Origin of the sequence: Acidaminococcus sp. CAG:542, assembly GCF_000437815.1 — a bacterium.
Taxonomy (GTDB): Bacteria; Bacillota; Negativicutes; order Acidaminococcales; family Acidaminococcaceae; genus Acidaminococcus.
The window spans coordinates 2079-22006 of the sequence record NZ_FR902055.1 but is presented as its reverse complement, the minus strand read 5'-3'; the positions used below and the strand labels follow the sequence as shown (position 1 = coordinate 22006).

At 58.1% G+C, this 19928-nt stretch carries 20 protein-coding genes, 3 tRNA genes and 1 pseudogene; 22 read left to right on the top strand and 2 right to left on the bottom strand.

Going from position 1 to position 19928, the window contains the following annotated elements; translation table 11 throughout:
* The 22 genes and pseudogenes from QVO43_RS03990 to queE all read left to right on the top strand — a co-directional run.
* Positions 1-296, top strand: a pseudogene (locus QVO43_RS03990) (hypothetical protein); the annotation flags it as partial.
* A gap of 156 nt (positions 297-452) precedes the next feature.
* Positions 453-2066 (top strand): hypothetical protein, encoded by a 1614-nt coding sequence (locus QVO43_RS03985; RefSeq protein ID WP_022487296.1) that lies wholly within the window; start codon positions 453-455, stop codon positions 2064-2066.
* The gene (gmhA, locus tag QVO43_RS03980) at positions 2047-2637 is read left to right on the top strand and encodes a D-sedoheptulose 7-phosphate isomerase (protein WP_022487295.1); all 591 of its coding nucleotides are present in this window, start codon (positions 2047-2049) and stop codon (positions 2635-2637) included. Before QVO43_RS03985 ends, gmhA begins: the two co-directional genes overlap by 20 nt.
* Positions 2630-4108 (top strand): D-glycero-beta-D-manno-heptose-7-phosphate kinase, encoded by a 1479-nt coding sequence (gene rfaE1, locus QVO43_RS03975; RefSeq protein WP_022487294.1) that lies wholly within the window; start codon positions 2630-2632, stop codon positions 4106-4108. Before gmhA ends, rfaE1 begins: the two co-directional genes overlap by 8 nt.
* Positions 4105-5073 (top strand): ADP-glyceromanno-heptose 6-epimerase, encoded by a 969-nt coding sequence (gene rfaD, locus QVO43_RS03970; RefSeq protein WP_022487293.1) that lies wholly within the window; start codon positions 4105-4107, stop codon positions 5071-5073. Before rfaE1 ends, rfaD begins: the two co-directional genes overlap by 4 nt.
* On the top strand, positions 5070-5597 hold the full coding sequence (locus QVO43_RS03965; protein WP_022487292.1) for a D-glycero-alpha-D-manno-heptose-1,7-bisphosphate 7-phosphatase: 528 nt from the start codon (positions 5070-5072) through the stop codon (positions 5595-5597). The genes rfaD and QVO43_RS03965 overlap by 4 nt, the downstream gene beginning before the upstream one ends.
* Positions 5594-6646, top strand: coding sequence for a lipopolysaccharide heptosyltransferase II (gene waaF / locus QVO43_RS03960; protein ID WP_022487291.1), 1053 nt, complete (start codon positions 5594-5596; stop codon positions 6644-6646). The genes QVO43_RS03965 and waaF overlap by 4 nt, the downstream gene beginning before the upstream one ends.
* A gap of 34 nt (positions 6647-6680) precedes the next feature.
* Positions 6681-7673, top strand: a complete 993-nt coding sequence (locus QVO43_RS03955; RefSeq protein ID WP_441293922.1) for a glycosyltransferase family 9 protein — start codon at positions 6681-6683, stop codon at positions 7671-7673.
* An 84-nt stretch (positions 7674-7757) separates the two neighbouring features.
* A tRNA-Lys gene (locus QVO43_RS03950) sits at positions 7758-7833 on the top strand.
* A gap of 8 nt (positions 7834-7841) precedes the next feature.
* A tRNA-Glu gene (locus QVO43_RS03945) sits at positions 7842-7916 on the top strand.
* Positions 7917-7922: 6 nt separating this feature from the next.
* Positions 7923-7998 (top strand) — tRNA-Val (locus QVO43_RS03940).
* A gap of 255 nt (positions 7999-8253) precedes the next feature.
* Complete coding sequence (locus tag QVO43_RS03935; RefSeq protein ID WP_022487289.1) at positions 8254-8724, top strand: NfeD family protein; 471 nt, start codon at positions 8254-8256, stop codon at positions 8722-8724.
* Complete coding sequence (gene floA, locus QVO43_RS03930; RefSeq protein WP_022487288.1) at positions 8721-9719, top strand: flotillin-like protein FloA; 999 nt, start codon at positions 8721-8723, stop codon at positions 9717-9719. The genes QVO43_RS03935 and floA overlap by 4 nt, the downstream gene beginning before the upstream one ends.
* A gap of 12 nt (positions 9720-9731) precedes the next feature.
* Positions 9732-10133: a hypothetical protein gene (locus tag QVO43_RS03925; RefSeq protein ID WP_022487287.1), complete on the top strand. Its 402-nt coding sequence runs from the start codon at positions 9732-9734 to the stop codon at positions 10131-10133.
* Between the two features lie 174 nt (positions 10134-10307).
* Positions 10308-11849, top strand: a complete 1542-nt coding sequence (locus tag QVO43_RS03920) for an AbgT family transporter (RefSeq protein WP_022487286.1) — start codon at positions 10308-10310, stop codon at positions 11847-11849.
* A 71-nt stretch (positions 11850-11920) separates the two neighbouring features.
* Positions 11921-12319 carry a C-GCAxxG-C-C family protein gene (locus QVO43_RS03915; RefSeq protein WP_022487285.1) on the top strand — a complete coding sequence of 133 codons (399 nt, stop codon included), beginning with the start codon at positions 11921-11923 and terminating at the stop codon, positions 12317-12319.
* Between the two features lie 93 nt (positions 12320-12412).
* Positions 12413-12856: an Lrp/AsnC family transcriptional regulator gene (locus QVO43_RS03910; protein WP_022487284.1), complete on the top strand. Its 444-nt coding sequence runs from the start codon at positions 12413-12415 to the stop codon at positions 12854-12856.
* Positions 12857-12961: 105 nt separating this feature from the next.
* Complete coding sequence (locus QVO43_RS03905) at positions 12962-13756, top strand: MBL fold metallo-hydrolase (protein WP_022487283.1); 795 nt, start codon at positions 12962-12964, stop codon at positions 13754-13756.
* Between the two features lie 201 nt (positions 13757-13957).
* A complete protein-coding gene (gene queF, locus QVO43_RS03900) occupies positions 13958-14428 on the top strand; it encodes a preQ(1) synthase (protein WP_369678677.1) in 471 nt (156 codons plus the stop codon).
* On the top strand, positions 14421-15119 hold the full coding sequence (gene queC, locus QVO43_RS03895; RefSeq protein WP_022487281.1) for a 7-cyano-7-deazaguanine synthase QueC: 699 nt from the start codon (positions 14421-14423) through the stop codon (positions 15117-15119). The genes queF and queC overlap by 8 nt, the downstream gene beginning before the upstream one ends.
* 2 nt (positions 15120-15121) lie before the next feature.
* Complete coding sequence (queD, locus tag QVO43_RS03890; RefSeq protein ID WP_022487280.1) at positions 15122-15448, top strand: 6-carboxytetrahydropterin synthase QueD; 327 nt, start codon at positions 15122-15124, stop codon at positions 15446-15448.
* Positions 15438-16094 carry a putative 7-carboxy-7-deazaguanine synthase QueE gene (gene queE / locus QVO43_RS03885; RefSeq protein ID WP_022487279.1) on the top strand — a complete coding sequence of 219 codons (657 nt, stop codon included), beginning with the start codon at positions 15438-15440 and terminating at the stop codon, positions 16092-16094. The genes queD and queE overlap by 11 nt, the downstream gene beginning before the upstream one ends.
* Positions 16095-16129: 35 nt before the next feature.
* Here the strand turns inward: queE and QVO43_RS03880 are convergent, their stop codons facing one another.
* Positions 16130-18403: an AAA family ATPase gene (locus tag QVO43_RS03880; RefSeq protein ID WP_022487278.1), complete on the bottom strand. Its 2274-nt coding sequence runs from the start codon at positions 18401-18403 to the stop codon at positions 16130-16132.
* A complete protein-coding gene (locus QVO43_RS03875; protein WP_022487277.1) occupies positions 18403-19545 on the bottom strand; it encodes an exonuclease SbcCD subunit D in 1143 nt (380 codons plus the stop codon). The genes QVO43_RS03880 and QVO43_RS03875 overlap by 1 nt, the downstream gene beginning before the upstream one ends.
* Between the last annotated feature and the right edge of the window lie 383 nt (positions 19546-19928).

Genomic DNA, 19928 nt, shown 5'->3' with positions numbered 1-19928 from the left:
AACCGGCTGCGGAAGCCCAGAAGGAACCGGCCGCCGCTCCCCAGCCCAAGAAAAACACCGGGGTAGCCCTGGATGAAATGGAACCGGAAGCCGCCCAGCCGGCCGATGACTCCCAGACCGTCCAGGAACCGGCTGCCAAGACCGGAGAAGACAAGGCGGATGCAGAAACGGAAGCCGCTCTGGCAGAAGCCCAGAAACGGGACGAAGAAGCCAAGAAGCTGGCCAAAAAGGATAGCAGCAGCCAGCCTATGCTGGATGAAGACGACGGAAGCGCCTACGATACGGCTACTCTCTGAGACGGAAACCAGGGCCTCTCTCTTTCACACAAAGTTGCGGAAGAGAGGGGCCTTTTGTGTTATAATATTGAAGAGTGTAACTGTTTTTCGGGCAGGGAACTGCCGGGACACTGCAAGATTTGATGAGGAAATTTATCCACTGGAGGACAGAATCCTATGAACAAAAAGGCGTTGGCCTTAGGAATTACATTGGCGGTATCGCTGCCGGGCATGGCCAGTGCAGCGGTGACCTATGACGGGGGAAAACTGAGCAGCAAGGACGGTCCGGCTTTCCAGCCGGCTATCCAGAGCCTGGATGAAGTGGAATCTCTGGCCCGGACCAAGGAAGGGGTCCACCGGATCCAGGACCAGCCGGATGCCAAGACGGAAACCATCACCCGGGCCGGACGGGAAACAGCCAAGGAACAGGAGCTCCGTCAGAAAAAGGGGGAAACGGTTCCCAGCGAATCCACCCTGCCCATTACCATCTATGGGGATCAGGTCCAGTACAATTCGGAAACCGGTGATTTTGAAGCCAAGGGGAACGTGCGTCTGTACCAGGGCAACCAGAAGCTGTACACTGCCCAGGCCCAGGGCAATTCCAAAACCGGGGATGTGTACCTTCTGACCGGGGGCCGGATCGTGGAAGAGACCGGCAGCGGCACCAGTGTCACCAACGGCCAGTGGGGCCATTACAACTTCCTGGACAAAACCGGTACGGTGAAGAACATTTCCGGCTACAACGGCAAGGATATGTACCGGGCGGATATCGGGGAAATCTATCCGGACCGGGTGGAACTTACCAGCGGCGGCAGCACCACCCGGTGCCCGGCAGTGCTCCATCCCCCCTGTGTGGAAGTGAAGGCGGACAAAGTGGTGATCTATCCCAAGGACAAGATCATCGCCTACAATGTGAAGGTGTTCGTCAAAGGCAAGCACATCTATTCCCGGGACCGGTGGATCAACCGGATGGGTGACAGTGACGAAAAACAGAGTCTGCTGCCTCATATCGGGTACGATACGGACCATGGAGTGAAGATCCGCTACAACCTGGATGTGCCCATCAGCAACAAGAACAACCTGGATGCGGAACTGAAGTACTATTCCAAGATCGGCTGGCGGCCTCTCTTTACCGACCGGCAGGAGGAAAAGAACTTCTATGTCCAGATCCAGGACGGGCATATGGAAGACTCGGACAACAACTGGATCCGGAAGGAACGGGATGTGAAGTTCGTCTACAAGGCCCACAAGTTCGACGACCGGGTGCCGGTGAACTATTCCGCCTACATCAGCCATGGTCTGTGGAAGGACAACTGGAAGCGGAGTTGGCATACGGAATACGGGTTCTATCTGAACCATGATCCCATCCGTCTCACCCACGAGAAGATGCCCCTGTACCTGAACCTGGGGATGGGACATAAATGGGTCCGTGAAAGCATTAACGATGAAACCAAAAAGACCATGCTGTATTCCGCCACCCTGAACAAAAACTTCGACGGGGGCTGGAACACCTGGCTGGGCTATTACTATGAAAAGGAACACAGTTCCGTATTCTCCTATGCGGATCCGGACATGGCCAAGGAAATCCAGTGGGGACTGGGCAAACGGCTGGGCCCCAATGACTGGGTGAACTTTGTCATGCGGTATGACCAGGGCAAGAGCAGCGTCTACGAATACATCTACCGGTGGTACCATGATTTCTGCTGCTTCCGTCTGGGACTGGAATATCGGGACAAGAAGTACAACAATGATCATGAATGGAGTGTGACATATGACCTCTATCGGTGGTAAGGCACAGGAACTGATTGGAGCCCGTCTCCTGGAACATGAAAAACTGGTCCACAAGGTCATGGGCAGCAAACGGCTGCTGAAGGCCATTGAGGAGGCGGCGGGGATGATTTCCCTGACCCTGGCTTCCGGGGGCAAGGTGATGTTCTGCGGCAACGGGGGATCGGCGGCGGACGCCCAGCACTGGGCGGCGGAAATCGTGGGCCGGTTCCAGAAGGAACGGCCGGGGATGGCAGCGCTGGCTCTCACCACGGATACCTCCATCCTGACGGCCATCGGCAACGACTACGGCTATGATCGGATCTTCGCCCGGCAGGTGGAAGGCCTGGGCCGGGAAGGAGATGTGCTGGTGGGGATTTCCACTTCCGGCAACAGCGGCAATGTATTGGCGGCCATCGAGACCGCCCGGGCCAAAGGGATCCGGGTCATCGGCTTTACGGCCAAAGGGGGCGGCAAAATGGCGGATTTGTGCGACGTGCTGCTGGACGTGCCCGCGGTGAATACCGCCCGGGCCCAGGAAATCCATGAAATCATGGGACATATCATTTGCGAGCTGGTGGAAGACTATGCGTAATACCAAAAGTACCCAATTCCTTACAGAAGACATCCAGAAGCTGCGGATCGCGGTGATCGGGGATGTGATGCTGGACCGGTACGTGTACGGGGAAGTGAAGCGGATCTCTCCGGAAGCCCCGGTGCCGGTGAACCGGGTGCGCCGGATGGAAAGCGTCCTGGGGGGCGCCGGCAATGTGGCGGCCAATCTGGCGGGACTGGGCGTGCAAGTCTATGCCGCAGGGGTAACCGGGCTGGATGAGCACCGGGAAGCCCTGGAGGAAAAAATGGCAGCGGCGGGAATCGATTTCAGCGGCCTTTTGCCCATGCCCGGCCGCAGTACCATTACCAAAATGCGGATCATCGGAGCCCGGCAGCAGATGCTCCGGCTGGATTTCGAAGAGCCGGGAGACCTGAACCCGGAAGAGGAAAGCCGGCTGCTGAGTTGGCTGGAACAGCGGCTCCAGGACGGCCTGGACGGCATCGCTCTCAGCGACTATGCCAAAGGGGTCTGTTCCGACCATTTCTGTCAGACGGTGATCGACCTGGCCCACAGTGCCCAGGTGCCGGTGCTGGTGGACCCCAAGGGAGCAGACTGGCGGAAGTATACGGGGTGTGATTTCATCACCCCCAATGTGAAGGAAATGTGCGAAGCCGGGGGCAAAGTGGTGCCCAACGAAACGGAACCTCTGGTGGAACTGGCGGCCAAAGCCCGGGATGCTTTCCACATCAGGAATGTGGTGGTGACCCGGTCGGAAAAAGGGGTTTCCCTGATCAACCGACACGAAGTAATCACGGAAGCGGCCACTGCCCGGGACGTATTCGATGTGTCCGGGGCCGGGGATACGGTGGCGGCGGTGCTCCGGGCGGCGGTAGCCGGAGGCCTGCCTTTGGGAGAAGCCCTGAATCTGTCCAACAAGGCGGCGGGGATCGTGGTTTCCAAAGTGGGGACCTATCCGGTGCACCGGGAGGAACTGCTGAAGGAAGTGCTGGCCAGCGAAGAACGGGAAGGACGGGACTACCGGCCTCTCAGCTGGGACGAAGTGACCAGCCTGGCCCGGACCTGGCAGGCGGCCGGGGAGAAGATCGTCTTCACCAACGGCTGCTTCGACATCCTCCACACCGGCCACGTGACCTATCTGGAACAGGCGTCCCGGCTGGGACAGCATCTGATCGTGGGGGTCAATACCGATGCATCGGTGAAACGGCTGAAAGGGGAGACCCGTCCCCTGAACCAGGAAAATGACCGGGCCCGGATCCTGGCTGCCCTGGGCTGTGTGGACGCGGTGGTGCTCTTTGGAGAAGACACGCCCACGGAACTGATCCGCCGGATCCGGCCGGATATCCTGGTGAAAGGCGGAGACTACAAACCGGAAGAAGTGGCCGGACGGGAATACGCCGGCCGGGTGGAGATCCTGCCCTTCAAGGAAGGCTATTCCACCACCGGGGTGATCCGGAAAATCGCAGAACTGGTCAAGGAGGGTAAATTATGATCATTGTAACCGGGGGTGCCGGTTTTATAGGCAGCAACATCGTCAAGGGACTGAACGAACAGGGCCGGGATGACATCCTGGTGGTGGACAATCTCACCAATATGGTGAAGTTCAAGAACATCCAGGGGCTGAAGGTCATGGACTACCTGGACAAAATGGACTTCATCCAGCGGGTCCGGGACGGGAAGTTCGACCATGAACCCATCGAAGTAATCTTCCATGAGGGAGCCTGCTCCGATACCATGGAATACAACGGCAAGTACATGATGGAAAACAACTTCGAATACACCAAAACTCTTATGCACTTTGCCCTGGACCGGCGGATCCAGTTCCTGTATGCTTCTTCTGCCTCCACCTACGGCAGCGGGAAGAACGGGTTCCGGGAAGAACCGGCCTGTGAAGAAGCCCTGAACGTCTATGCCTTCTCCAAGCTGTTCTTCGACAACTATGCCCGCCGGTACTTCGACAAGGCGGAAAGCCAGATCGCCGGGTTCCGGTATTTCAACGTGTTCGGGCCCCAGGAAAACCACAAGGGGAAAATGGCCTCCATGGTGCGCCAGATGTTCCTTCAGTGGCAGGGGGAACACAAGGTGAAGCTGTTCGGGGAATACGACGGCTACGGACCGGGAGAACAGACCCGGGACTTCATCTATGTGAAGGACGTGGTGAAGGTGCTGTTCTATTTCTGGCAGCATCCGGAACTGAAAGGGGTCTACAACCTGGGCACCGGCCATGCCCATACCTTCAACGACATGGCCAGGGCGGTGCTGGAATTCTTCGGCAGCGGGGAACTGGTCTATGTGCCCTTCCCGGAAGTGCTGAAAGGGAAATACCAGAGCTATACCCAGGCGGACGCCACCAAGCTGCTGGCCACTGGCTATGACGGAGGCTTTACGGACTTTGCCCAGGCGGTGAAGGAATACTGCCAGGTGCTCCGGGATTCTGACGGCTATTACAAAGCATGAGTAAGAAGAAAAAAGCGGTGTTCCTGGACCGGGACGGGGTCCTGGACATCGACAAGGGATATATCTGCCGTCCGGACCAGGTGGAATGGGTGACCGGCGCCAAAGAGGCGGTGGCCGCCCTGGTCCGCCAGGGGTATCAGGTGTATGTGGTGACCAACCAGAGCGGCATCGCCCGGGGCTACTACACCCAAAAGGACATGGAACACCTCCATGCCTATATGGCGGAAGAAATCAGGAAAGCCGGCGGCCAGATCGACGGCTTCTATTTCTGTCCCCACCATCCCACCAAAGGGGTGATCCCTGAACTGACGGTGGTGTGCAACTGCCGGAAGCCCCGGCCGGGAATGATCCTCCAGGCGCTGGCAGACCATGATCTGGACCGGGAAGGGTCCTTCCTGATCGGGGACAAGGACAGTGACGTCCAGGCGGCTCTGGGAGCAGGAATCCCGGGGTACCGGTTCACCGGGACGGATTTGCTGGCCTTTGTCCGCCAGGTGCTGGACCGGCAGGAGGCGGCAAAGTGACCTACCAGAACATCCTGATCATCAAAATGAGCTCCCTGGGGGACGTGATCCACGCCCTGCCTTTTGCGGCAGCCCTCCGGGAAACCTTTCCCCACAGCCGGATCAGCTGGCTGGTCCATCCCCAGTTCAGCGCTTTTGTGCCGGAGCCGCCTATCATCGACGAAGTGCTGTATTTCGACAAGAAGGCCTTCGGGAAGATGGGCTGGGGGGACAAATGGAAGACCCTTCGGGAAACCCGGGCCCTGCTCCGGGGGAAAAAATTCGACATGGTCATCGACCTCCAGGGGCTGTTCAAAAGTGCCGTCATGGCCTGGCTCACCGGCTGTCCTAACCGGATCGGCTACTGCGAGATGCGGGAAGGGAGCCGGCTGGTGTCCCGGCCCATTGTGGGGGCCCATGCCCATGACCATGTGATCGAACGGTACCTGGATGTGGCCCGGTATCTGGGGGCGAAGGCGGACAAGATCACCTATCCCATGCCGGCTCTGAAGGAAGAAGGAAAAACCATCCGCCGGCGGCTTTTGGAGGCGGGAATGCCGGACCAGGAAAACCTGCCCTATGTGGTGCTGGTGCCCGGGGCCCGGTGGGAAACCAAGAGGTGGCCCCTGGACCATTATGCCGCCCTGGCCCGGAAGTTCCTGGCAGAGGGGACCTGGGTGGTGCTGGCCGGGGGACCGGAAGATGTCCCTCTGGGAAAAAAGATCCGGGAGCTGGCGGGGCCGGAACCCCATCTGCTGGACTGGATCGGCGGGACCAGTCTCCGGGAACTGGGAGCCCTGATCAAGGGGGCCCGTTTCTATGTCAGCGGAGACACAGGGCCCCTCCATATTGCTACGGCGCTCCAGAAGCCCCTGGTGACCATGTACGGACCTACCCGGCCGGACCGGACGGGCCCTTACGGAAATCCCCGGGCCACCGTGCTGGTGAGTCCGGCAGCGTGTGCCGGCTGTCTGAAGAAGCACTGTGACCACTGGACCTGTATGGGAGAAGTGACCCCGGACCAGGTGTATGACCTGTACCGGAAAAAGGAGGAAAAAGCCTGTGACTGAACTGGCAGGAAAGAAAATCATCGTAACCTTCCTGATGCATCTGGGGGATCTGGTGCTTACCACCCCCTTCCTCCATGCTCTGCGCCAGGCGGCGCCCGGAGCGGACATCACCTATCTGGTGGATGAGAAGCTGAAGGAAATCGTGGAATACAATCCAAACATCGACCATGTGTGGACCATCGACAAAAAGGGGAAGGACAACAACCTACGGGCCCTGTGGGCCATGAGCCGGCGGATCACCGACGCCCATTTCGACCTGCTGATCAACCTGCATCCCAACGAACGGTGCTCCTTCATCGATGCCATGGCTGTGGTGCCGGAAAAGGTGGGAGCCTCTCATTTCCTGTTCCGGGGATTCTTCCATCCCTGGCTGAAGCTGAATCGGACCATCCATGCAGCGGACATGTACCTGGACGTGCTGAAGCGGATGGGGGTGGAGGACCTTCGAAACAACGGTCTGGAAGTGTTCCCGGGACCGGAGCACAAACAGGCGGCAGAGGCCTACTGGGCGGCCCAGGACCTGAAGCCGGGAGAAAAAGTGGTGGGGTTCAACATCGGCAGTGCAGTGGTCACCAAACGGTGGGCTCCGGAACGGTTTGCCCAGGTGGCGGATACCCTGGCCAAAGAAGGATACCGGACGGTGTTCTTCGGAGGCTCCATGGACGAGGATATGGTCCGGGAGGCAGTGTCCTTCATGAGAAGCAAACCCATGGTGGCCACCGGGAAATTCTCTCTGGGAGAACTGGCGGCGGCCATGAGCCGGTGCAGCCTGATCATCACCAACGACAGCGGACCCATGCACGTGGCCATCAGCCAGAAGGTGCCCATTGTGGCCATGTACGGCCCCAGCCATCCGGAACTGTACGGACCCTATACGAAACAGGCCACCATTGTCCGGGCCAATCCTCCCTGTGACGGGTGCCGGAAGGGGATGAAGCACCACTGTGACGACATGCGGTGCATGCGGGATCTGACGGTGAAACAGGTGCTGAAAGCGGCCCATCACTGGCTGAAAGAAAAAAAATAAAGTTTTTTTCAAAAAGGGCTTGCAAAATTTCGTGTTATCTTGTATACTAACAAAGTCAGCGGTTGAGAAAACCAAAGACATGATGGTCCGCTAGCTCAGCTGGTAGAGCACCTGACTCTTAATCAGGGTGTCCAGAGTTCGATCCTCTGGCGGATCACCATTTTTTTTGGCCGGATGGTCAAGCGGTTAAGACACCGCCCTTTCACGGCGGTATCGAGGGTTCGATTCCCTCTCCGGTCACCAATTTATGGGCGCTTAGCTCAGCTGGGAGAGCGTCTGCCTTACAAGCAGAATGTCAGCAGTTCGATCCTGTTAGCGCCCACCACAAAAGAAGACGATACACGCGTAACGCTGTATCGTCTTTTTTATTGTATTTTTTTTGTGGGGGGAAGGGATATAGGGGAGTCCGGGAGCGGGCGCACCGGGCGGGAGTGCAGAGCAACCCTTGGTGCGCATCCTGCGAAGGATAATCGATCACCAAGCCACCAAACCATTCGCTCCTCCCAAATAGCAGGGATTTCCCTTTTTATCTCGAATAATACTTATCAATCTCTTTTTATCCTGAGGAAAGGAGGTCCCTATGGAACTGCAGCTTTTGTTTCTGGGTGTGGTGCTGCTGACGGTGGAGGGGTTCATTCCCGGCTTTGGCCTGTTCGGCATCACCGGCATCCTTTGTCTTTTGGGGTCCCTGTATTTCTTTCTGGGGGCCACGGCCCAGGCGGCTGCTCTGGTGGGCGGTGTCCTGCTGGTGCTGGCGGTCCTGGGGTTCTGGCTGATCCGCCGGGGTCCCAAAAGCTGGCTGGGCCGGCAGGTGACACTCCATCTCCGGTCCACCGCTGCCCAGGGCTATACGGGCAATGCAGACCGGAAGGATCTGGTGGGCAAAACCGGTGTGGCCCAGACGGTGCTCCGTCCTTCCGGACGGGCCCTGATCGATGGGGAACTGGTAGATGTGATCACCGAAGGGGAATTTTATGAACCGGGGACGGCCATCCGTGTGGTGGCAGCCACCGGAGGCCGGACCGTAGTCCGGAAGGAGGAAAACCCATGATTGCAATTTTAGGCAGTACCGTATTCCTGGTGGCCATCCTGGTCATCATTGTCCTGTTCCTGCACTTTGTCCCTCTGGGCCTGTGGATTTCCGCCATGGCCGCCGGGGTCAACGTGCACATCTTCACCCTGGTGGGCATGCGGCTCCGCCGGGTGATCCCTTCCAAGATCATCCTGCCTCTGGTGAAGGCCAACAAGGCCGGCCTGGATGTGAACGTGGACCAGCTGGAAGCCCATTATCTGGCCGGGGGGGATGTGGACCGGGTGGTGGATGCCCTGATTGCCGCGGAACGGGCGGCCATCCCTCTGACCTTTGAACGGGCGGCGGCCATCGACCTGGCCGGCCGTGACGTACTGGAAGCGGTCCAGATGAGCGTCAATCCCAAGGTCATCGAGACCCCGCTGATTTCTGCCGTGGCCAAGAACGGCATCGAGCTGAAGGTCCGGGCCCGGGTCACTGTCCGGGCCAACATCGACCGGCTGGTGGGGGGCGCCGGGGAAAGCACCATCATCGCCCGGGTGGGCGAAGGTATCGTCACCACCGTGGGGTCTTCGGAAGAACACACGGATGTGCTGGAGAACCCGGACCACATTTCCCGGACCGTGCTGAGCAAGGGACTGGATGCCGGCTCAGCTTTTGAAATTCTCTCCATTGATATCGCCGATGTGGACGTGGGACGGAACATCGGGGCCCAGCTGATGACGGACCAGGCGGAAGCGGACAAGAACATCGCTCAGGCCAAGGCCGAAGAACGCCGGGCCATGGCTGTGGCCAAGGAGCAGGAAATGCGGGCCTACACCCAGGAAATGCAGGCGAAAGTGGTGGAAGCCCAGGCCCAGGTGCCGGAAGCCCTGGCCCAGGCGCTCCGGGAAGGCCATCTGGGGGTCATGGACTACTATCAGATGAAGAACCTGCTGGCGGACACCAAAATGCGGGAAAGCCTGGTGGCTGGCGGCCAGGAAGAACTGCCGCCCACCCGGAAACCGGAAAAATAACAGGAGGGGCCTATGAAAAGCGATTTGCTGCTGTTCCTGGTGTGGATCTTGTTCCTTCTGGGAAGCCAGCTGCTGAGAAAAAAGAAACGGCCCCTGAAAAAGCCCTCCCAACCGGTCCGGAAACCGGGTCCGGGACCTTTCGTCTGTGAGGAGGCTCAGGCTCCTGCCCAAAAAGAGCCGCCCCTCCAGCCTACGGTAAAGCCCGTACGCAGTGACCTGGTGGAAGAAATCCGGGACCTGAAGCCCACAGTGGCTCCCCAGGTGGCGGAAATCCGGCACCCGAAGGGGCAAACGGTCGGCCACCCGGTGCTTTCCGGGGACCTGCGCCAGGGGATGCTCTGGTCCCTGGTGCTGGGGGAACCCCGAAGCAAAAAGAGCTGGGCTCGGGAACAGAGAGAAAAAAGGGGATTTTGAAGTGGGGGAGTTTAGGCTATAATTATAAAATGTATAAGTAAAACATAAACCGTAGGGGCGCAGGCCGGTTGTTCCGCAGGATGTCAGGACAAATGGTGAATGGGCGGGCTGCCCGGCGTGCAGCCCCTACGGGTACGTTTGTTTGACACAGTTATAGGAAAAGGAAGGGATAAGATGAAGGGAGAAACGCAGCAGGCCCGGGGCAGCTGGGTGGACCGGTTTTTGAACGGAGTGGAGAAGGTCTGTGACAAACTGCCCCCTCCGGCCATTTTGTTCTGCATTCTGTTTGTCATTACGGCTTTGGCCGGAGCGGCTCTTTCTGCTTCCGGAATGAGCCTGGTGAACCCGGCCAACGGCAAGGCGGTCATGGCCCAGAATCTGTTTACCAAAGAGGGGGTCAACTGGCTTTTGAGCAACATGGTGAAGAACTTCTCCGGGTTCGCCCCTCTGGGCCTTGTGATCACCATGACCCTGGCCATCGGTTTCTGTGAGGAAAGCGGCCTGTTGGTAAGCCTGCTCCGGCGGAGCATGAAGAACGTGCCCCCGGGAGTGGTGCCCTACCTGATTGCCTTTGTGGGCACCATGGGGAATATTGCCTCGGATACGGCTTCCGTGGTGATTCCCCCTCTGGCGGCCCTGGTGTACATCGGGGTGGGGAAGAACCCTCTGGTGGGGATGATCGTGGGATACGCCGGAGCCAACGCCGGCTTTACTGCCAACCTGATGATCGCCGGCACTGATACCCTGATGCAGGGGCTTACCAACCAGGCCCTGGACGGATTCCTGGGCAAAGGGGTCTACGCCGTGGACGTCACCTGCAACTGGTACTTTATGGTGGCTTCCACCTTCCTGGTGGCCCTGGTGCTGGGGTACACCTCCAAGCACCTCATCGAACCCCGGTTCGGGAAGTATGAAGCCAAAGAACTGGAAGCGGTCCAGGACCTGACGGAAACGGAAACAAAGGGGCTCCGCCGGGCCGGCTGGGTGAGCCTGGTGTACATTGCCATCATCGCTGTTGGCTTTTTCACCGGCATCCTGTCCAAGGACGGCCATACCCTGGTGGGCTCCCTGCTGCTGAAGGGGCTGATCCCCATTCTGTTCTTCCTGATGAGTTTTGCCGGGATTGCCTATGGGATGACCACCGGCAAGTTCAAGACTGTAAAAGATATCAACGGGGCCATGGTGAAGCAGATGTCTCACATGGGGTCCTATGTGGTGTTCTGCTTCTTCTGCGGCCAGTTCCAGGGGCTGTTCAACTGGAGCAAAATGGGGACCCTGCTGGCCATCGGCGGAGCAGATTTCCTCCAGAGCATGGGCTTTACGGGACTGCCTTTGTGCGTGACCTTTGTGCTGGTCTGTGCCTTCGTGAACATCTTCATGTCTTCCGGATCCGCCAAATGGGCCATCTTTGCTCCTATCTTCGTGCCCATGTTCATGCTGCTGGGGTACCATCCGGCTTTTGCCCAGCTGCTGTACCGGCTGGGGGATTCCCCGGGGAACAGTGTGACTCCCATGATGCCTTATCTGTGGATGATGCTCAGCGTGGCCCAGGAAAAATATGATCCGGACTGCACGGTAGGGACCTTCATCTCCAACCTGATTCCTCTGGCGGCGGTGCTCCAGGTGGTGTGGATCCTGTTCATGCTGGTGTGGGTTGCCCTGGATATCCCTCTGGGACCGGGCGTAACCGTCCACCTGCCGGCGGGGATTTTGTAAACCCGGTTGTTTCTTTGGACGGCAGCACGTATAATAAAGACAATAGTTTCATGAGGGGAGCATTCTATACGATGATCGAAACATCCAAGCGGGCGGAAAAGGCCGCAGAACTGAAACACAGCACTGATGTGCATACCAACTGTGCCCAGGCCGTGCTCCTGGCTTACCAGGACAAACTGGGCAAATCCACCGAAGAACTCCGGGCCCTGGGGTCCGCCTTCGGGGGAGGCATGGGAGGCATGGACGCCACCTGCGGTGCCCTCACCGGGGCTGCTGTGGTGCTGGGGCTGCTGGACAAAAGCGGCAAGCCGGCCAAGACGGTGATGAACGAAATCCTCCAGGAGTTCAAAGAAAAAGCCGGCGCCACCATCTGCCGGGACCTGAAAGGCGTGGGCACCGGGAAAATGCTCTGTTCCTGCGACGACTGCGTACGGCTGGCCGTCCTGGGACTGGAAAAACACCTGGGCTGAGGAACCAAAGGGGAAAATGTTGATAAAGCGGGGAGTTATCCACGAAAAAGTGGATAACTCCCCACTTGTCAACACAGGATAAGGAGGGCAAAATTGGATAAAAAGAATAAAGTGGACCAGGTCGATGAACAAATCATCCATATTTTGCGTCATCAGGGAAGGATTACGCTGCAGGAATTGGGTGAAAAAGTCCATCTTTCCGGGCAAGCCGTAAAAAATCGCATTGAAAAGCTGGAGGACAAAGGAATCATCCAACAGTATACGGTCAATGTAAATTGTCCTGTCTATGGTTATCCGCTTCATTCCTTGATCCGCCTGGAAGCAGGGATACCGCAAAAGACTCCTTTGGTAGTATTCTTGGCTCAATGCGGTTGTCAAGTACTCCATTGTTATCAGATTACTGGACGTCAGGTTTATGTTCTGGACATGTTTTTTCAGTCGGTGGAAGAACAGGAAAGAATTCTGGTGCAGCTTCAAAAATATGGCATTTGTACGGTTGATATGGTGCTAAAGAACTTGGAACTGCCGGAAACTTGAATTTTTCAACTCCGGACAAGAAAAGACTTGTTTTTTTCCATGGAGCGGGATTTCCTTTTTTTTATAATTTTCTCATACAGCCAAAGTATCAAGGAGGAAAATGCAATGGAAATCCAGCAGATTCGCAACGCAACCAATAAAATCAAATTCGGAGGAGTGACCTTTCTTCTAGATCCATGGTTAGCTGACAAAGGGAGCATGGGATCCTTTGACGACATTTCCCAAGAAAACTACCAGGTCCCGGACCCGGTAAAAATGGTGCTGCCCATGCCTTTTTACGGCTTGCCCCTGTCCAGAGAAAAAATCAGGGAAGGAGTGGATGCTTATATCGTCACCCATATCCATCCAGATCACATTGATGTGGCGGCAGATGGTACGGTAGGAAAATTTTTGGACAAGACTGTTCCCGTATTCGTCCAAAACGAAACAGATGCGGCCGTATTCCGGAAATCCGGGTTCCAAAGAGTACAGGTGCTCTCTGCAGAAGGGACCGTGTGGAAAAATGTAACGCTGACCAAAGTGCCGGCCAAACATGGAACTATGGTCTCCTGCGGCAATGCCATGGGCGTGGTTTTTCAGGCCCAGGGAGAAAAAACATTGTATGTGAGCGGAGACACTGTATGGTATCCTGGCGTGAAGCAAACGCTGGAAGCTTATTCTCCGGAAGTGGTTACAGTCAACGCCTGTGCAGCAGAGCTTGTGGGATTTGGCCGGCTGATCATGAATGATGAGGATGTGGAGTGTGTGGCCCGGACCGTACCCAGGGCAACAATCTTTATAACCCATATGGACAATGTGGCTCATGCTTCTTTGACCCGCTATGACATGAAAGGCAGGTTGGCCGGAAGAGGAGTCACCAATTATGTTATGCCACAGGATGGAGAAACGGTTTTGTTTTGAGTGGAAGACCCCGGGCCTGGGGCCCCTCTGTGCGTTTGGTGATTTCTGGAGCGGGCCGCCGGGCCTGCGGCCCCTACGGTTCCTCTCTTCGCTCTGCACTCTTCCCTTTCTGTCCCGTATACGGTATAATTTAATTTTGTGAGTCCGCTCGGAACTGTTTTTTTCGACTGCGGGTTTTCCAAAACTGTACTTTTTGGAGGAATGACCATGAGAACAAAAGAAGAACTGCAGGGGGTCACCGAACTGGGCAGCGGCCATACGGTGTACCAGAATACCTATGCGCCGGAAGTGCTGGAATGTTTTCCCAACAAACATGAAGAGGCTCCCTACATGGTGAAGCTGGACTGCCCGGAATTTACCAGCCTCTGCCCCAAAACCGGCCAGCCGGATTTCGGCCGGATCGTGATCAGCTACATCCCGGACCATAAGCTGGTGGAAAGCAAATCCCTGAAACTGTATCTGTTTTCTTTCCGGAACAACGGGGACTTCCATGAGGATTGTGTGAACATCATCAAAAACGACTTGGTGGACCTGCTCCAGCCCAAATACCTGGAAGTGGCTGGCTATTTCAATCCCCGGGGTGGCATCAGCATCCTGCCCTTTGCCGTTTATTATCAGCCGGAATACAAAGACATGGCCCAGCGGAGAATGGAGGCCTTTGTCCATGAATAAGAAAGCCCTGGTGCTGTCCAGCGGCGGGGTGGATTCCACCACCTGCGTCTCTGTGGCAGTGGAAGAATTCGGCAAAGAAAACGTGTCCACCGTTTCCATTTTTTATGGCCAGAAGCACCGGAAGGAACTGGAATGCGCCCGGAAGGTGGCGGACTATTACGGCCTGCCCCATTATGAACTGGATCTTTCCAAGATCTTCCAGTATTCCAACTGTTCCCTGCTGGACCATTCCACGGAAAAAATCGTCCACAAAAGTTATGAACAGCAGATCGCGGAAAATGGAGAAGAGAAGGTATCCACCTATGTGCCCTTCCGGAACGGGCTCATGCTTTCTGCAGTGGCCAGCCTGGCCATGAGCATCTACGAAAAGGACGATGTATCCATTTTCATCGGAGCCCATGCAGATGATGCGGCCGGCAACGCCTATGCGGACTGCAGCGAAGCCTTCCTGGACGCCATGGGACGGGCCATTTCTCTGGGTACGTACAGCCAGTGCCATATTGTGGCGCCTTTTGCCAGCTGCAGCAAAGCCGGCGTGGTGAAACGGGGACTGGAGCTCTACACCCCCTATGAACTGACCTGGAGCTGCTATGAAGGCGGGGACAAACCCTGCGGCACCTGCGGTACCTGCATCGACCGGGCACGGGCTTTTGCCGCCAATGGGGTCAAAGACCCGGCACTGGAGGATTGATCATGTATACGGTAACCAAACGGATGGAAGTCAGCGGAGCCCACTGTCTCCAGCTTCCTTATAAAAGCAAATGCACCCATCTCCATGGGCACAACTGGATCATCGACGTGACCTGCCAGCGGGAAACCCTGGACGAAAACGGCATGGTGGTGGATTTCACCCACATCAAGGAGGTGGTGATGCAGCTGGACCACGCCTTCATCAATGACATTGTGAAAACCAATCCTACGGCGGAAAATATTGCCAAATGGATCCACGACCAGATCCCCTTCTGCACCCGGGTCTCCGTCCAGGAATCGGAAGGGAACGTGGCCATTTATGAAGACTGAAACGTTTCCTGTGGTGGAGCTGTTCGACTCCATCGAAGGGGAGGGAAAACGCACCGGCTATATGGCTGTGTTCGTCCGGTTCGCCGGATGCAACCTCCGGTGCAGCTACTGCGACACCGGCTATGCCCTGGAACGGTCCGATGCCCGGAATCACCTGACGGAGGGGGAACTGCTGGAACGGATTCGCAGCTATCCCTGGAAAAAAGTGACCCTCACCGGGGGAGAGCCGCTGCTCCAGCCGCTGGATGGCCTGTGCCGGGCCCTTTCCCGGGAAGGGTATGAAGTGAACATCGAGACCAACGGGGCGGTGCCTCTGTTGGAAGAGCGGCCCAAAGGCCTGTTCTACACCATGGATGTGAAATCTCCTTCTTCCGGGATGCGGGGACGGATGCGGATGGAAAACCTTACCCGGCTCACCGGAGACGATGTGGTGAAGTTCGTGGTGGGCAGCCGGGAAGACCTGTTGGATATGGAACAGGTCCTCCAGGAGTATACCATTCGGAGCCAGGTGTATGTGTCTCCAGTGTACGGAGCCATTGAGCCTAAAGAACTGGTGGAATTCGTCCGGGACCACAAGCTGGCCCAGGTCTGCATCCAGGTCCAGCTCCACAAGATCATCTGGGATCCGGAGATGAGAGGGGTGTAAAAAAGGGGGCTGTTGCTTATGCAACAGCCCCCTTTTTACACCCTGAACCGGGTGGTGCTTCCCTGATTGGTGGGGATGATTTCCAGCTGGGCGGAAATCCTTTCCTTTAATTCGGCCACGTGGGAGATGATGCCCACCAGCCGGCCGCCTTTCTGGATTTCCAGCAGGGCGCTGATGGCACTGTCCAGGGTTTCCGGATCCAGGGACCCGAACCCTTCGTCCACCAGGATGGTGTCCAGGTGCAGGCCTCCGGCGTAGGATTCCAGCACATCGGACAGCCCCAGGGCCAGGGACAGGGAGGTGAAGAAGATCTCCCCTCCGGACAGGGTGGTCACCGCCCGGGCCTGGCCGGTAAAGGCATCCATGATTTCCAGTCCCAGCCCCTGTTCCTTCCGGGCATCCACAATGTCCTGGCTCCGGTACAGACTGTACCGTCCCTGGCTGATCTTGTTCAGCCGCAGGTTGGCGGTTTCCAGCACATCGTCCAGCACCGCCTGGAGCACAAAGGAGGAGAAGGTCAGCTTCCGGCTGTTGTCCCCTTTGGCAGTGGAGGCCAGGAGGCCGATGGGTCCGTAGGCTTCCTGGAGCCGGGAAAGGTCCTTTTCCAGTTTTTCCAGCTGCTTCAGGCTGGCTTCTTCCCGGCGGAGGGTTTCCTGGAGAGCCCCGGTCCGGGTGGCCAGGGTGTGGGCGGCGCTGCCGGTCTGCCGGACCGCTTCCTGGAGAGGTGCCAGGTCCGGAGGGGTCTTGTCCTTCAGCTGGGCCCCCAACAGCTTCAGTTCTCCCTGGAGGCTGTCCGTCTGCTGCCGGTACCGGTCCACCTGTTCCTGCCACAGGGGCTTGCTGGGAAGGGCTTTGTGGGCGGCCACAAAAGAATGCTGATCCGGGAAGGGAGACTGTTCCAGAGCTGTTTTATAGGCCTCCCGGTCCGCCTCGAAGGCCTTTTGGGCGGCAGCCAGGTTTTCTTCAGCGGTTTGGCAGGATCCGGCCGCCTGATCCGCTTCCGTCTGGGCCTTTTCCAGGGCTTTCTGTTTCCGGTTCAGCTGGGCGATTTTGGCTTCCATGGCCTGGGTCTTCCGGGCCAGTTCCTCCTGGGCCTGGCGGGTCTGGGTGGCAGGGTGGGGATGGTCCGGGGAACCGCACACCGGGCAGGGCTTCCCGGGAACAAGGGCCTGGGCCATCCGGACGGTTTCCCCTGAAACAGCGGTCATCCGGGCCAGCTGTTCCCGGACCTGGGCCATCTGTTCCTGGAGGGCATGGGTGTTGGTTTCCGTGGCGGAAGCCAGCTGCTGCCGGAGGGTTTCCTGGGCGGCTTTCAGGGTCTCCCGGGCCCGGGCCAGCAGCCCTTCCGCCGCATCCAGCCGGGCCTTGGCCTTCCGGGTCCGGTCGTAGATGGGGTGGAGCTTCAGGGCCTCTTCCAGCCACTGGAGCTTCTGTTGGAGTTCCTGGATGGCCGGTGCCTGCTGGAGCAGGGTTTCCTTCCGTTTCTGGCCCTCCTGCCAGCGCTGGAAGGTGTGGGCCAGCTGCTGGGCCTGCTGGAGGGCTTCCAGGGCGGCGGCTGAGGCTTTCTGGGCTTCGGCGGCCTGGGCTTCCAGGGCTTTGGCCTGCTGCTTTTCTTCCTGGATCCGTTCCTTCAGGGCGGCAGGATTGTCGGTACCGGCACTTTCCAGCAGCAGCTGGTATTTCTGCCGGCATTCCTCATATTCCTTTTTCAGGGTCTTGGCACGGGCGTCCAGGGCCTCTTCCAGGGCGCTGTACTGGCCGGTCTTGAACAGGGTTTCCAGGATGGTTTTCCGTTCCTTGGAATCTGCCACCAGGAACCGGCGGAATTCTCCCTGGGGCAGCACCATCAGCTGCCGGAACTGCCGGGCCTGGAACCCCAGGAGCTGTTCCACCGCCCGGGTCACGGAGCTGTTGGAGGTACCCAGCACCTTCCGGTCCCCTTCCGGGAGAATCTCCACCAGGGAGGCACCGGCAGGCACGGTCCGGGTTCCTTCTCCCCGCTGTTTGTTCAGCACCTGTTCCGGGGTCCGGGTCACTTCATAGGCCCGGTCCCGGTTCCGGAAGGTGAACCGGACTTCTGTTTTCCGGTCCGGGGTGGCATAGTCGCTGCGCAGGGACCGGTTGTCCCGGAGATCCCCGCTTGGGGTGCCATAGAGAGCAAAGGTGATGGCATCCAGGATGGTGGTCTTGCCGCTTCCGGTGGGGCCGGTGATCAGGAAGAACCGGTTGTCTCCCAGCCGGGTAAAGTCGATGGTCTCTTCGTTGGCGTAGGGACCGAAGGCGGTCATCACAAGTTTCAGGGGGCGCATCAGGCTTTCCTCCCTTCCTGGTTCACGGTATCGGCAATCTGGTGGAACAGGGCTTTTTCCCCCTCCGTCAGATCCCGGCCCTGGACTTCCTGGAAAAAGGCCTGGAACAGGTCGTCGGTGGAAAGCCCCTTCCGCTGGGCGGTGGCGGCTGCTTCTGTTTCCATAGGCTGGAGCCGTTCATAGCCCAGCTGGAGGATCTGGGGGTACACTTGTTCCAGCCGGTGCTTGGCATCCAGGACGGGCACCCGGTCCGTCAGCTGGATCTGGAGATAGTCCTGGAGATGATCGGTCCGGGGGTTCTCCAACAGGTCCCGGAATTTTCCCTTCAGTACCGCCAGTTCGTGGGGAGCCTTAAGGGGAACGGTTTCCACGGAAATGTCCCCTTTGCCGTCCAGGTCCACAATGTGGACGGCTTTTTTCTGGCTGGCTTCTGCAAAGGAATATTTCAGCAGGGAGCCGCAGTACCGGACCCGGGGACTGTTGTTCTGGCAGGCGTGGAGATGTCCCAGGGCCGTATAGTGGAAGTCTTTGAAGCAGTCGATGCTCACGGTGGTGGCCCCGCCGGCGGCCAGGGGCCGTTCGCTGTCCGGGGTGGTCTGGGCCCCGGTGAGGAACACATGGGCCAGGGCCACTTTCCGGGCCCGGGTAGGGATCTGCCGGAGGATCCGTGCCACCTGCCACTGGAGGGCAGCTTCATGGGTGGGCTGCTTTTCTCCGCTCAGTTCTGTGGCGGTGAGAGGTTCGCAGTAGGGGAGGGGAGCAAAGTATACGGGCCCGTCCCCATCTTCCAGCACCACCGGATGGGTATCCGGATCCACCGGTCCGGTGATGTACAGCTGCCGGGCGGCAAAAAGGGCCTGGCCGAAGTTCAGCCGGTCCGGGTTGTCGTGGTTGCCGGCAATGAGCAGGGTGGGGATCTTTAATTCCAGCACCAGCCGGCGGAGGGTTTCGTCCAGCAGGTTCACCGCTTCCGTGGGAGGGACGGCCCGGTCGTACACATCCCCGGCCACCAGAAGGGCATCCACCTTGTATTCCCGGGCCAGGTCCAGGATCTGGTCCAGGGCGGCCCACTGGTCCTCCAGCAGGTGGAGACCATGGAAGATCCGGCCCAGGTGCCAGTCAGAAGTATGTAAAAATCGCACAGCAAAGCCTCGCTTTCGTGAAAGTTGTTTTTATCATCATAACACGAAGGGGAGTGCAGAGTGAAGAGCGAAGAGATGGAACGGCGGCAATCAGACGAATGGCTGCAATGCCGCAGGATGCGCGCCCTGATTGAACTCCCAGTCACTAGTCTCCAGCTGAATGAGAAATTTGCAGGCAAATTTTTGAACGTGTAAATCGGTACCGCAGGGGCTGCACGCCGGGCAGCCCGATTTCTTGTACCATACTTCGGGGCAACGGCGTAGGGGTTCGCCGCAGGCAAACCCATCCCGGCCGCCTGGAGGGCAAAAACTTCTATACTCATCCACCCGTGAGGGCTCTCCGCCGGGAGGGCAGACCCGTTCGTCCCTGGCGGGAGGCTCAC

Coding starts and splice junctions, on each gene's coding strand:
- QVO43_RS03985 (WP_022487296.1), top strand. CDS start 453: ATGAACAAAAAGGCGTTGGCCTTAGGAATTACATTGGCGGTATCGCTG.
- gmhA (WP_022487295.1), top strand. CDS start 2,047: ATGACCTCTATCGGTGGTAAGGCACAGGAACTGATTGGAGCCCGTCTC.
- rfaE1 (WP_022487294.1), top strand. CDS start 2,630: ATGCGTAATACCAAAAGTACCCAATTCCTTACAGAAGACATCCAGAAG.
- rfaD (WP_022487293.1), top strand. CDS start 4,105: ATGATCATTGTAACCGGGGGTGCCGGTTTTATAGGCAGCAACATCGTC.
- QVO43_RS03965 (WP_022487292.1), top strand. CDS start 5,070: ATGAGTAAGAAGAAAAAAGCGGTGTTCCTGGACCGGGACGGGGTCCTG.
- QVO43_RS03955 (WP_441293922.1), top strand. CDS start 6,681: ATGCATCTGGGGGATCTGGTGCTTACCACCCCCTTCCTCCATGCTCTG.
- QVO43_RS03935 (WP_022487289.1), top strand. CDS start 8,254: ATGGAACTGCAGCTTTTGTTTCTGGGTGTGGTGCTGCTGACGGTGGAG.
- floA (WP_022487288.1), top strand. CDS start 8,721: ATGATTGCAATTTTAGGCAGTACCGTATTCCTGGTGGCCATCCTGGTC.
- QVO43_RS03925 (WP_022487287.1), top strand. CDS start 9,732: ATGAAAAGCGATTTGCTGCTGTTCCTGGTGTGGATCTTGTTCCTTCTG.
- QVO43_RS03920 (WP_022487286.1), top strand. CDS start 10,308: ATGAAGGGAGAAACGCAGCAGGCCCGGGGCAGCTGGGTGGACCGGTTT.
- QVO43_RS03915 (WP_022487285.1), top strand. CDS start 11,921: ATGATCGAAACATCCAAGCGGGCGGAAAAGGCCGCAGAACTGAAACAC.
- QVO43_RS03905 (WP_022487283.1), top strand. CDS start 12,962: ATGGAAATCCAGCAGATTCGCAACGCAACCAATAAAATCAAATTCGGA.
- queF (WP_369678677.1), top strand. CDS start 13,958: ATGACCATGAGAACAAAAGAAGAACTGCAGGGGGTCACCGAACTGGGC.
- queC (WP_022487281.1), top strand. CDS start 14,421: ATGAATAAGAAAGCCCTGGTGCTGTCCAGCGGCGGGGTGGATTCCACC.
- queD (WP_022487280.1), top strand. CDS start 15,122: ATGTATACGGTAACCAAACGGATGGAAGTCAGCGGAGCCCACTGTCTC.
- queE (WP_022487279.1), top strand. CDS start 15,438: ATGAAGACTGAAACGTTTCCTGTGGTGGAGCTGTTCGACTCCATCGAA.
- QVO43_RS03880 (WP_022487278.1), bottom strand. CDS start 18,403: ATGCGCCCCCTGAAACTTGTGATGACCGCCTTCGGTCCCTACGCCAAC.